Raw genomic sequence first — 11,866 nt, 5'->3', positions numbered from 1 at the left:
ATTCCTTAGCGATGCGAACGAGTTACGCGGCGACCCGCTTCCGCTCGTCCCGCCGGACCTTGGCCAGGCTGGCCACCGTGGTCGCGGACAGCACGACGATGATCACCCCAAGGGAGATCCAGTTGTTGATGTCCAGCCAGTCGGGCACGACGTGGTATTCGTGCAGCGCGTGCAGGAACAGCTTCGCGCCGATGAAGGCGAGGATCACGGCGAGGCCGTAGGTCAGGTAGACCAGCTTCGTCACCAGCCCGCCGAGCAGGAAGTACAGCTGCCGCAGCCCCATCAGCGCGAACGCGTTGGCGGTGAAGACGAGGAACGCCTCCTGCGTGATGCCGAAGATCGCCGGGATCGAGTCGACCGCGAACAGCAGGTCCGCCGAGCCGATGGCCACGATCACCAGCAGCATCGGGGTGACCATCCGCTTGCCGTCGATCTTCACCGTGTACTTGTGGCCGTGGTAGTCGTCGGTCACCGGAGCGAACTTGCGGACCTGCCGGGTGACGGCGTTCTCGTGGTACTCCTCGTCGTCGCCCTTGCTGCGCAGCATGCTGATCGCGGTCCAGACGAGGATCGCGCCGAAGAGGAAGAACACCCAGACGAACTGCGCGATCAGCGCGGCGCCGATGGCGATGAAGACGCTCCGCATGGCGAGCGCGAGCAGGATGCCGACCAGCAGCACGCGGTGCTGGTGGATCGCGGGCACCTTGAACGACCCCATGATGATCATGAAGATGAACAGGTTGTCGACGCTCAGTGAGTACTCGGTGATGTAGCCGGTGAAGAACTCGACACCTGGGTCGTGCCCGGCGAAGATCCACACGCCGATGCCGAACAGCACCGCGCACGAGACGTAGAAGATCACCCAGCGAGCGGCTTCCCCCGTGGTCACTTCGTGCGGCTTGCGATCGACGATGACCAGGTCAAGCGCGATGAGCGCGAGCAGGCCACCGATCGTGGCGATCCACAGCCACAGGGGGACAGTCATGAAACCAGAACCTCCGGATAGTGCGCAGCAGCAACTAACCGGAGGTCTCTTCCGCCGATGAAGAACACCGGCCGACGGTGCCGGGGGCGCAGGGCCACCGTGCTGACGACACCGCCGCGAAGGAATACTCCCCTCACAGCGGTTCCAGTCTGCCGGTTACCCCCGCCGGAACGCCAGCCGGGATTGCGCACGTCACCGGGTTGGTCCTGTAATTTCGGTCACTTCGGTCCACCAGGCGGTCCTCGCGCGTGTGATCGATGTGAGCCGGGAAGGCCACTCTCAGGAAACTTCACCTACGGTCACCTCGTGCCCCGACTCCCGCTTCCGCGCACCCGCCGCGCCCGCTTCACGGCGCTCGGCGCCGTCGTGGTGGTGCTCGCCGCCGCGACCGTCCTCTGGGCGACGCGCGACACGGCCCCGCCCGCGGTGCCCACGCAAGACGCGTTGCTCGACATGCCCGCCGCTCCCGGCTCGGCCGAGCAGGTCAAGATCGACACGACGACCTACCTCCCCGCGACCGTGCCCGCGCCCGCGGTGCTGCTGGCGCACGGCTTCGGCGGGGACAAGAACAGCGTCGCCGACGACGCGCGCGAACTCGCCAGGAAGGGCTTCGTCGTGATGACGTGGTCCGCGCGCGGGTTCGGCAAGAGCACCGGCAAGATCGGGCTGAACGACCCGGACGGCGAGGTCGCCGACGCGAGCCGTCTGATCGACCGGCTCGTCGCGCGGCGCCAGGTGACCACCGACGCCACCGGCGACCCGAAGGTCGCGGTCACGGGCGCCTCCTACGGCGGCGCCCTCTCGTTGCTGCTGGCCGGTACGGACAAGCGCGTCGACGCGATCGCCCCGGTGATCACCTACAACGACCTCGCGCAGGGCCTGGTGCCGAACGCGGCCGGCCCCGCGCTCGCGGCTTCGGGCACCCCGGCCGCCGGCGCGTTCGCGACCGACGGCGTGTTCAAGAAGAGCTGGGCCGGCATCTTCTTTTCGGCCGGTTCCGGCGCCGCGGCGAGCGGCTCGCCGTCGGCCGAAGCGCCGGAAGCCGGCCAGGAGACCGACACGGGATCGACCGGCGCCGCCGGGACCGCGGCCGCGGCGGCCGCCGTCCCCGCCGTGCCGCCGGGCGGGGGTGGGCCGCGGAGCGGGTCCGCCGACCCGTGCGGCCGGTTCACCGCCGCGGTCTGCCGGGCCTACACCGAACTCGGCACCAGCGGACAGGCGAGCCAGGCGAGCGTGGACCTGCTGCGGCGGGTGTCCCCCGCTTCGGTGACGGGCAAGATCACCGTGCCCACGCTGCTGGTGCAGGGCGAGAGCGACACCCTCTTCGGCCTCGACCAGTCCGACGCGACCGCCCGGCAGATCACCGCGGCGGGCGGCAAGGTCCGGACGATCTGGTACACGGGCGGCCACGACGGCGGGAAGCCGGGACCGCAGCTGCGCGCCAAGATCGCGGACTTCCTCCTGACCGCCGTGACCGGCGGCGACCCGGGCACCGGCTTCAGCTACGACGTCCAGGGCACGTTGCGGGCCAACGGAACCCCGTCGGTCCGCACGGTCACCGCCGCGGCCTACCCCGGGCTGGCCGGCCCCGCCACCGAACGGCGGCCGCTGCCGCTGACCGGTCCCGCGCAGCCGGTGGTGCGGCCGGCCGGGGCGAACCCGGCGGCGGTGAGCGGGATCCCCGGGCTCAACGGCGTCGCGAGCAGCACCACGCGGCTGGGCGCGCTGTTCAGCAGCGACCCGCCCGGCCAGGCCGCGCAGTTCACCACGGCCCCGGTCGACGCGCAGATCATCGTCAGCGGCTCGTCCACCGTGCGGCTGCAGGTCGCCGCGGACCCGGCGCACCCGCAACCGGACGCGGTGCTGTTCGCGAAGCTCTACGACGTCGGGCAGGACGGCTCCCGGGTGCTGCCGGCCAACGCGATCGCGCCGTTCCGGGTGAGCGGGCTGCCCGCCGACGGCACCCCGGTCGAGGTCACCGTGACACTGCCCGGCATCGTCCGGCCGATCGAGGGCGGGCACTCGCTGCGGCTGGTCGTCGGCACCACCGACCAGGCGTTCGCCGCGCCGGCCGCGCCCGCGGTGTTCCGGATCGCGCTCGCCGGCGGCACCGCGCTGTCGGTGCCGGTCGTGCCCGGCGCCTCCGTCGGCTCCCCGGTCCCGGCCGGGCAACTGGCAGGCATCGGCGTGACCCTGCTGATCGGCGTCGCCGCGGTGCTCTTCGCGGCGCTGCGCCGCCGCCGGGCCACCGACGCCGATCCGGACCTCGCCACCACCCCGCTGGTCATCGAAGGGCTGCGCAAGGAGTACCCGGGCGGGTTCGTCGCGGTGAAGGACCTGTCCTTCCGCGTCGAGCCGGGTCAGGTGCTCGGCCTGCTCGGACCGAACGGCGCGGGCAAGACGACGACGCTGCGGATGCTGATGGGCCTGATCACGCCGACGAAGGGCCACATCCGGGTCTTCGGGCACAAGATCACCGCGGGTGCTCCGGTGCTCTCACGGATCGGCTCGTTCGTGGAGGGTTCCGGCTTCCTGCCGCACCTGTCCGGGCGGGCGAACCTCGAGCTGTACTGGGCGGCCACCGGACGGCCGGCGGACAAGGCGCACTTCGCGGAGGCGCTGGAGATCGCCGGGCTCGGCACGGCGGTCGACCGCCGCGTGCGGACCTACAGCCAGGGCATGCGGCAGCGGCTGGCGATCGCGCAGGCGATGCTCGGGCTGCCGGAGCTCATGGTGCTCGACGAACCGACCAACGGGCTCGACCCGCCCCAGATCCACCAGATGCGCGAGGTGCTGAAGCGGTACGCCGCGACCGGCCGCACCGTGGTGGTGTCCAGCCACCTGCTGGCGGAGGTCGAGCAGACCTGCACGCACGTCGTGGTCATGCACCGCGGTTCCCTGGTCGCCTCGGGCGAGGTCGGCGAGCTGGCCGCGGCCGGCGGCGAGGCGACGTTCCGGGTCGGCGACCCGGCCGCGGCCGCCGCGGCGCTGAAGGCGGTCGTCGGGGTCACCTCGGTCGACGTCGACGGCGACCTCGTGCACGCGAACCTCGACGGGCTGCCGCGCGCCGAGGCGGTCGCGGCGCTGGTCCGCGCCGGCGTCGCGGTGGAGCAGGCCGGCCCCCGGCGCCGGCTGGAAGACGCGTTCCTGCAACTGGTGGGAGATCAGTCGTGAGCCCCTCTCCTGACTCGGGCGTGCACACCGACCCGCACGCGCTCGACGAACTGAGCGACGTCGCGTCGCACGAGCACGCCGGGGTCGGGCCGGACGGCGCCGTCGCGGGTTACTCCGCGCGGCGCACGCTCCGGCTCGGCGTCGAGCTGCGGCGCCAGCTCAAACGGCGGCGCACGCAGTTCCTGCTCGGGTTGGTCGCGCTGCTGCCGTTCATCCTGGTGATCGCGTTCGAGGCGGGGCAGTCGAACCCGAACCGGCGCAGCGGCGGGTTCGTCGACCTGGCCACCGCTTCGGCGCCGAACTTCGTGGTGCTGGCGCTGTTCGTGTCCGGGACGTTCCTGCTGCCGATGATCGTCGCGCTGTTCTTCGGCGACACGATCGCGAGCGAGGCGTCCTGGTCGAGCCTGAAGTACCTGCTGGCCGTCCCGGTGCCGCGGCAGCGGGTACTGCGGCAGAAGGCGATCGTGTCCGGGCTGCTGTCGGCGGCGGCGCTGGTGCTGCTGCCGCTGGTCTCGCTCGGGGTCGGGGTGCTCTGGTACGGCGCGGGCGACGCGATCAGCCCGACCGGCGACGCGGTGGCCTTCGGCGACAGCCTGCTCGCGATCGCACTGTCCACTGTGTACATCATCCTGCAGCTGGCCTGGGTGGCCGGGCTGGCGATGGCGCTGAGCGTGTCGACCGACGCCCCGCTCGGCGCGGTCGGCGGCGCGGTGCTGGTGGCCATCCTGTCCCAGATCCTCGACCAGATCACGGCGCTGGAGGGCCTGCGCAACTACCTGCCCACGCACTACGCGTTCGCCTGGATGGACCTGATCTCCACCGACGTCGACTGGACGAACCTGGCCAGTGGCATGCTCTCGGCGGTGATCTACGGGACGGTGTTCTTCCTCTACGCCGGGCGTCGGTTCGCTCAAAAAGACATCACCAGCTGACGCCCGCGGGCGGCGTACGCTGCGGAAATGACCACCGTGGTGGAATGGCACCAGCCGCCCGCGCCGCTGGTGAAGACGCTCAACGTTGTACTGCGCGCGGTGCTGCCCAGCCCGCTCGGCCGCGGCGTCGGCGAGTTCATGCTGCTCGCCTTCGCCGGCCGCCGGACCGGACTGCGCTACCGCGTGCCGGTCACCGCGCACCGCGATGCCGAAGGCCTGTTTGCGCTGACACCCGCGGGCTGGCGGCTCAACTTCCGCGGCGGCGCGGACGTCGACGTGACGTTCGCCGGCCGGACGACGCCGATGCGTGGGGTGCTCGTCGAGGACGAGACCGCGGTCGCGCGGACCTATCTGGACCGCATGACCGAGCTCGGCATGCGCCGCGCCGCCCGCATGATCGGCCTGAAGTTCCCCCTCGGCCGGCTGCCGACGCTGGAGGAGATCGTCGCGCTGGCGCGGCGGGAGCACTTCGGCGTCGTCCGGTTGAGCGTCAGGACCTGACCGGGCCCGCCGCGCCGCGGTACGGTCGGGCCGTGCCGATCATCCTCGAGAGCCACCACGACGTCGCCGTGCTCCGGATCGACCACGGCAAGGGCAACACGCTCGACACGGACTCGTGCCGCGAACTGGCCTTCCGGCTGGAGGAGACCGGCGAGGCCCGCGCCGTGGTGCTCACCGGCACCGGCGGCATCTTTTCCGCGGGCGTCGACCTCAAGCGGATCCACGAGGGCGGCGCGTCGTACGTGTCCGAGTTCCTGCCGCTGCTGTCCGACGCGCTGCTCGCGGTGTTCGGCTGCCCGCGGCCGGTGGTCGCGGCGCTGAACGGGCACGCCATCGCCGGGGGCGCGGTGCTCGCCGCGGCGTGCGACCACCGCGTGCTCACCACCGGGCCCGGCCGGATCGGGGTGACCGAGCTGCTGGTCGGGCTGCCGTTCCCGCTGGCCGCGCTGGAGATCCTCCGCTGCGCGTACGGCACCGCGCCGTTGCCGCGGCTCACCTACACCGGCGAGACCCTCGGCGGCGACGAAGCGCGGGCCGCCGGGCTGGTCGACGAGCTGGCCCCGCCGGAGGACGTGCTCAAACGGGCGCTGGCCGTCGCCACCCGGCTCGGCGGGCTGCCCGCCGAGCCGTTCGCCCACACGAAGGCCCAGATCCGGCAGCCCTTCCACGAACGCGTCGCCGAGTACCGCCACTCCGACGACCCGGGGGTGGAGCGGATGTGGCGGTCCGCCGAGGCGCTCGCCGCCGTCAAGTCCTATGTGGACAGCAAGATCGGCGGCCGCGGCTAGGCGGCGTGCACGCCGCTCTCGGCCAGTGCCTTGATGCCCTCGACGGTCTTCTGCATGTTGGCCTGCAGCTCCCCGAGCCGCATCGCGACGATTTCTGCTTCGTGCTCGGGCATCGAACCGATGATCGTGGTGAGGTTGGACGGGCCGGGGCCGATCTGGGCCCACTGGCGCAGGAGCGTGCCGTCGCCGTCCGGGACGAGCTCGAAGCGCCACGACGCGGCCGGGTTCGTCACGTCCATCACGGCCCACGCGAACAGCCGCTCGGGCTCGTAGCCGGTCACGGTCGAGACCGTCTCCCACTCCCCGGCGATGGGGTGGGAGTTGCGGCCGCGGAACTGCGCGCCGAGCCCGGGCTCGGTGCCGTCGACCCAGCCGCCGCCCTGGAACTCGGTGGAGAACCGGGCCGGCAGGTCGACGTCCAGCAGCCAGGACCAGACCTCGGCCGGCCGGGCGGCGATGTGGACCTCGACCTGGGTCGTCGGGCAATCGGAAACCTTCATGGCGGACCCCTCGCTCGATACCGGTGCCTTACGGATCCGGACCGTAACGTGGGGCTGATCACGCGGACAACTCGCACAATGCCCGCGGTTGCGCACCCCTCAGGACGCGGGCCCGGGCGCCGCGCCACCCACCGAAAGTCGGATCCTGACCGATTCTGCGCCCGGACAGCCGATTGCCGCCAACGGCCGGTTCTGTGAGGGTCCCACGGAGGGTTTCCGGAGCGGGGAGGGTGCTCGATGCGCAGACTGTTCACCGCCGGCGCGGTCCTGCTCGCGATGGCGGGCCTCGCCCCGGCGGCCACGGCGGCGCCGGACATCAAGGCCGCCCTGCAGCGGATCCCCGGGCTGACGATCGTGTCGGAGGACCCGGCGCCGGCCGGGTTCCGGTTCTTCAAACTGACCTTGACGCAGCCCGCCGACCACCGGCACCCCGGCGCGGGCACGTTCCAGCAGCGGTTCACCCTGCTGCACCGCGACTTCGCCGCTCCGACGGTGGCCTACACCAGCGGTTACAACGTCAGCGGCGCGCCGAACCGGTCGGAGCCGACGCAAATCGTCGACGGCAACCAGCTGTCGATGGAGTACCGCTACTTCACGCCTTCGCGGCCGGAGCCGGAGAACTGGGCGCAGCAGCTGACGATCTGGCAGGCCGCCGCGGACGAGCATCGCGCGGTGCGGGCGTTCAAGGCGATCTACCCGGGCAAGTGGCTGGCCACGGGCGGCAGCAAGGGCGGCATGACCGCGACGTACTTCCGGCGCTTCTTCCCCGAAGACGTCGACGCGACGATCCCGTACGTCGCGCCCAACGACGTCATCGACCCGGTCGACGTCTACAACCGGTTCCTGTCCCGGGTCGGCGACGATCCGGCGTGCCGCGCCGCCTTGAAGGCGATCCAGCGTGACGCGCTGAAGCGACGGGACGAGCTGGGCGCGATCGCCGCCGTGGACGCGGCGAACCGCGGGTTGACGTTCTCGATCGTCGGCTCGGCCGACAAGTCCCTCGAAATCTCGGTGATCGACTCGTACTTCGCGTTCTGGCAGTACCAGAAGCAGGCGGACTGCGCGACAGTGCCCGCGCCGGGAGCGCCCGCGGCCGACGTCTACGCCTGGTACGAGAAGGTGGAGAGCCTCAACACGTACTCCGACCAGGACCTGGCACCCTACATTCCGTACTACTACCAGGCCGCCGTCCAGCTGGGCTCGCCCGAGGCGTACGACGGCTACCTGCGCGACCTGCTCCGCTACCCCGGCGCCGACCAGCCGAAGACGTTCGTCCCGGACTCGATCCGGCTGCCCCGCTTCGACTACCCGGCCATGCCGGACATCGACTTCTGGGTGAAGTCCCGCGGCAGCCGGCTGCTGTTCGTGTACGGCTCGAACGACCCGTGGGGCGCCGAGCCGTTCGAGCTCGGCTTCGGCACCAGGGACTCCTACCGGTACTACGTCCAGGGCGGCAACCACGGGTCGAAGATCGCGCAGCTGTCCCCGGCCGAAGCCGCCGCGGCCACCGCGACGGTCCGGCGCTGGGCCGGGCTGCCGGGCGCGGCGTCGACGGCACGAAGCGCGCCCGCCGGGTTCCCCGACTTCGACGCCGACCTCACGCTTTCGGTGCGTCCCCCGCTGTGACCTCCTCTTGCCGGGGCCGCAGGCGTAGTCTCGCCTCACCAGACGGCCCTGCCTGAGGAGGCGAGCATGCCTCGTCCCGTCCACTTCGAGATCCACGCGGGCGACCCCGAGCGCGCGGTGGCGTTCTACACGACGGTGTTCGGCTGGAAGTTCGAACGCTGGGGCGAGGTCCCCTACTGGGTGATCACGACCGGCGAAGGCGACGGGATCGACGGCGGGCTCGTCCCGCGGCAAGGCCCGCCACCCGAGGATTCGGCGCCGGTCCACGGCTTCGTCAACACGATCGACGTCGCCGACCTCGACCAGGCGCTCGACGAAGTCGCGCGGGCGGGCGGAACGCTGGCGTTCCCCAAGAGCCCGGTGCCGGGTGTCGGGTGGCTGGCCTACTGCAAGGACACCGAAAGCAACATCTTCGGCATGCTGCAACCGGACGAGAACGCGCCCGCACCGGGGTGAGCCGGGGCGTCGACGGTCACGACTCGAGCTTCACCAGTTCGAGGTCGGTCTGCGGGAAGTCGTTCCCGATGCACAGCAACGGTTCCCGGGCGACCTTGGCCGTGGCGTAGCTGTAGCAGTCACCCATGTTGAGCTTGGCCGGGTGATGCCCTTTCCCGTACTGGCTGAACGCGTCAATCGCCACCTTCGCGTGCTCCTCGGTGAACGGGACGGTGGTGATGTCGTTGTCCTGCAGGAACCTGGCGAGCACCAACCGGCCACGTCCGCCGAGCTTCGCCGTGAGAACGACGCCGACCTCGACCAGGGTCGGTGCCCCGATCCTGGTCTCGTCCGCCTCCGCGAGACGTTCCTCGAGGAGTTCGTGATCCGGCTCCCGTCGGAGGATTGCCACTATGGCCGAGCTGTCGATGATCACACGCCACCCGGCCCGAATCCGAGAATGTCTTCCCACTCTTCCTTGGAGATCGGTTTCCCGAGCTCATCCGGCGGGATCAACGGCCAGATCTCCTCTTCCAGCACTCGCCGCATCCGCTTCAACCGCTGCTCGGCGTTCTCCTGTTTCATGAGCTGATTCCGGCGCAGCCGGAGCGCCTCGCGCACGGCACCGGTCTTGGTGTCGCCCGTCAACTCGGCGACCTCGGCGGCCAGTCGCTCGGCCTCCGGGTCCTTGATGTTCATCGCCATGGTGTAACCATACCGTGCACGGTGTAATACTCGATCGGGTGATCGGTGTCACTTGATGCCGGCGGCGTCCATCCCCCTCAGCTCCTTCTTGAGGTCCGAGATCTCGTCGCGCAGCCGCGCCGCCAGCTCGAACTGCAGGTCGCGCGCCGCCTGCATCATCTGGTCGGTCATCTGCTGGATCAGGTCCGCGAGCTGGGCCCGCGGCATCGCCGAGACGTTCTTGTCGACCAGCATCCCCGAGCTGCGCACCCGGTCGCCCTGCTCCGGCTTCTTGCCCCGCGACGAGTTCCGGCCCGAGCCGCCCACCGAGACCTGCTCGGTGTCTTCGGCTTCGCTGTACACCCGGTCGAGGATGTCGGCGATCTTCTTCCGCAGCGGCTGCGGATCGACTCCCCGCTCCTCGTTGTAGGCGACCTGCTTCGCCCGGCGGCGGTCCGTCTCGTCGATCGCGTGCTGCATCGAATCGGTGATCTTGTCGGCGTACATGTGGACCTCGCCCGACACGTTCCGCGCCGCGCGGCCGATCGTCTGGATCAGCGACGTCCCGCTCCGGAGGAAGCCTTCCTTGTCCGCGTCGAGGATCGCCACCAGCGACACCTCCGGCAGGTCGAGGCCCTCCCGCAGCAGGTTGATGCCGACCAGCACATCGAAGTCACCCGCCCGCAGCTGCCGCAGCAGCTCCACCCGGCGCAGCGTGTCGACCTCCGAGTGCAGGTACCGCACCCGGATCCCCAGCTCCAGCAGGTAGTCCGTGAGGTCCTCGGACATCTTCTTCGTCAGCGTCGTGACCAGGACCCGCTCGTCCTTGTCCGCCCGCTCCCGGATCTCGTGCACCAGATCGTCGATCTGGCCCTCGGTCGGCTTGACGACCACTTTCGGATCGACCAGGCCCGTCGGCCGGATGACCTGCTCGACGAACTCACCGCCCGCCTGCCCCATCTCGTACGGCCCCGGCGTCGCCGACAGGTACACCGTCTGCCCGATCCGGTCGGTGAACTCCTCCCAGGTCAGCGGCCGGTTGTCGACCGCGCTCGGCAGCCGGAAGCCGTACTCCACCAGGTTCCGCTTCCGCGACATGTCGCCCTCGTACATGCCGCCGATCTGCGGCACCGTCTGGTGCGACTCGTCGATCACCAGCAGGAAGTCGTCCGGGAAGTAGTCGATCAACGTCGCCGGCGCCGTCCCCGCGCCACGGCCGTCGATGTGCCGCGAGTAGTTCTCGATACCCGAGCAGAACCCGACCTGCCGCATCATCTCGATGTCGTAGGCCGTGCGCATCCGCAGCCGCTGCGCCTCCAGCAGCTTGCCCTGCTTCTCCAGCTCCGCGAGCCGCTCTTCCAGCTCCTTCTCGATGCCCTGGATCGCCTTTTCCATCCGCTCCGGACCCGCGACGTAGTGCGTCGCCGGGAAGATCCGGACCTCGTCGACCTCCTTGACGATGTCCCCGGTCAGCGGATGCAGGTAGTACAGCTTCTCGACCTCGTCGCCGAAGAACTCGACGCGGATCGCCAGCTCCTCGTACGCCGGGATGATCTCCACCGTGTCGCCGCGCGCCCGGAACGTGCCGCGCGCGAACGCGATGTCGTTCCGCGTGTACTGCACGTCCACCAGCGCCCGCAGGAACACGTCTCGGTCGAGCTGCATGCCGATCTTCAGGCTCGACGACCGGTCCAGGTACGACTGCGGCGTGCCGAGGCCGTAGATGCACGACACACTCGCGACCACGATGACATCCCGCCGCGACAGCAGGTTCATCGTCGCCGAGTGCCGCAGCCGCTCCACGTCGTCGTTGATCGACGAGTCCTTCTCGATGTACGTGTCCGTCTGCGCGATGTACGCCTCGGGCTGGTAGTAGTCGTAGTAACTGACGAAGTACTCGACGGCGTTGTTCGGGAACAGCTCACGCAGCTCGTTCGCCAGCTGCGCGGCGAGGGTCTTGTTCGGCGCCATCACCAACGTCGGCCGCTGGACGCGCTCGATCAGCCACGCCGTCGTCGCCGACTTGCCGGTCCCGGTCGCGCCCAGGAGCACGATGTCCTTCTCGCCCGCCCGGACCCGGCGTTCGAGCTCGTCGATCGCCGCCGGCTGGTCACCGGCGGGCTGGTAGTCACTGACCACCTCGAACCGGCCGCCGGTCCGCGGAATCTCCGAGACGGGCCGAAAGTCGGACTGGGCGAGCACGGGGTGTTCGGTTGCGAAAGCCACGTCGACCAGAGTAAG

General features: G+C 70.4%; 11 protein-coding genes. 6 read left to right on the top strand and 5 right to left on the bottom strand.

The window, feature by feature from the left end:
• Positions 1–22: 22 nt before the first annotated feature.
• Positions 23–985 (bottom strand): TerC family protein, encoded by a 963-nt coding sequence (locus AB0M82_RS10800; protein WP_364719754.1) that lies wholly within the window; start codon positions 983–985, stop codon positions 23–25.
• Between the two features lie 306 nt (positions 986–1,291).
• Between AB0M82_RS10800 and AB0M82_RS10795 the strand changes: the two genes are divergently transcribed.
• The 4 genes from AB0M82_RS10795 to AB0M82_RS10780 are packed head-to-tail and all read left to right on the top strand — an operon-like array spanning position 1,292 to position 6,380.
• Positions 1,292–4,159, top strand: a complete 2,868-nt coding sequence (locus AB0M82_RS10795) for an alpha/beta fold hydrolase (RefSeq protein WP_364719752.1) — start codon at positions 1,292–1,294, stop codon at positions 4,157–4,159.
• Entirely contained in the window at positions 4,156–5,091 is a 936-nt protein-coding gene (locus AB0M82_RS10790; protein ID WP_364719750.1) for an ABC transporter permease subunit, read from the top strand. Before AB0M82_RS10795 ends, AB0M82_RS10790 begins: the two co-directional genes overlap by 4 nt.
• Before the next feature lie 27 nt (positions 5,092–5,118).
• Complete coding sequence (locus AB0M82_RS10785; RefSeq protein ID WP_364719747.1) at positions 5,119–5,592, top strand: hypothetical protein; 474 nt, start codon at positions 5,119–5,121, stop codon at positions 5,590–5,592.
• Positions 5,593–5,624: 32 nt separating this feature from the next.
• Positions 5,625–6,380, top strand: a complete 756-nt coding sequence (locus AB0M82_RS10780) for an enoyl-CoA hydratase/isomerase family protein (protein WP_364719745.1) — start codon at positions 5,625–5,627, stop codon at positions 6,378–6,380.
• Here the strand turns inward: AB0M82_RS10780 and AB0M82_RS10775 are convergent.
• Positions 6,377–6,880, bottom strand: a complete 504-nt coding sequence (locus tag AB0M82_RS10775) for an SRPBCC family protein (protein WP_364719742.1) — start codon at positions 6,878–6,880, stop codon at positions 6,377–6,379. The two genes, AB0M82_RS10780 and AB0M82_RS10775, sit on opposite strands and share 4 nt — an antisense overlap.
• Before the next feature lie 237 nt (positions 6,881–7,117).
• On the opposite strand from AB0M82_RS10775, the gene AB0M82_RS10770 reads away from it, so the two are divergent.
• Both AB0M82_RS10770 and AB0M82_RS10765 read left to right on the top strand, forming a co-directional pair.
• Entirely contained in the window at positions 7,118–8,506 is a 1,389-nt protein-coding gene (locus AB0M82_RS10770) for a S28 family serine protease (protein WP_364719740.1), read from the top strand.
• Between the two features lie 66 nt (positions 8,507–8,572).
• Positions 8,573–8,962 (top strand): VOC family protein, encoded by a 390-nt coding sequence (locus AB0M82_RS10765; RefSeq protein WP_364719738.1) that lies wholly within the window; start codon positions 8,573–8,575, stop codon positions 8,960–8,962.
• Between the two features lie 16 nt (positions 8,963–8,978).
• On the opposite strand, the gene AB0M82_RS10760 is transcribed toward AB0M82_RS10765, so the two are convergent.
• From AB0M82_RS10760 to uvrB, 3 genes are read right to left on the bottom strand one after another with little or no spacing between them, the layout of a single operon-like run.
• Positions 8,979–9,353, bottom strand: coding sequence for a type II toxin-antitoxin system VapC family toxin (locus tag AB0M82_RS10760; protein ID WP_364719735.1), 375 nt, complete (start codon positions 9,351–9,353; stop codon positions 8,979–8,981).
• Positions 9,354–9,373: 20 nt separating this feature from the next.
• On the bottom strand, positions 9,374–9,646 hold the full coding sequence (locus AB0M82_RS10755) for a type II toxin-antitoxin system VapB family antitoxin (RefSeq protein ID WP_364719733.1): 273 nt from the start codon (positions 9,644–9,646) through the stop codon (positions 9,374–9,376).
• Positions 9,647–9,694: 48 nt separating this feature from the next.
• Entirely contained in the window at positions 9,695–11,851 is a 2,157-nt protein-coding gene (gene uvrB, locus AB0M82_RS10750; protein WP_364719730.1) for an excinuclease ABC subunit UvrB, read from the bottom strand.
• Positions 11,852–11,866: the final 15 nt, after the last annotated feature.

It is taken from the genome of Amycolatopsis sp. NPDC051128 (assembly GCF_040682715.1).
Classification (GTDB): domain Bacteria; phylum Actinomycetota; class Actinomycetes; order Mycobacteriales; family Pseudonocardiaceae; genus Amycolatopsis.
This window is presented reverse-complemented; position numbering and strand designations above follow the sequence as displayed.

Bases quoted from the DNA above. Each gene is read 5' to 3' on its own strand.
- AB0M82_RS10800 (WP_364719754.1), bottom strand. From the start codon at position 985: ATGACTGTCCCCCTGTGGCTGTGGATCGCCACGATCGGTGGCCTGCTC.
- AB0M82_RS10785 (WP_364719747.1), top strand. From the start codon at position 5,119: ATGACCACCGTGGTGGAATGGCACCAGCCGCCCGCGCCGCTGGTGAAG.
- AB0M82_RS10775 (WP_364719742.1), bottom strand. From the start codon at position 6,880: ATGAAGGTTTCCGATTGCCCGACGACCCAGGTCGAGGTCCACATCGCC.
- AB0M82_RS10770 (WP_364719740.1), top strand. From the start codon at position 7,118: ATGCGCAGACTGTTCACCGCCGGCGCGGTCCTGCTCGCGATGGCGGGC.
- AB0M82_RS10765 (WP_364719738.1), top strand. From the start codon at position 8,573: ATGCCTCGTCCCGTCCACTTCGAGATCCACGCGGGCGACCCCGAGCGC.
- AB0M82_RS10755 (WP_364719733.1), bottom strand. From the start codon at position 9,646: ATGGCGATGAACATCAAGGACCCGGAGGCCGAGCGACTGGCCGCCGAG.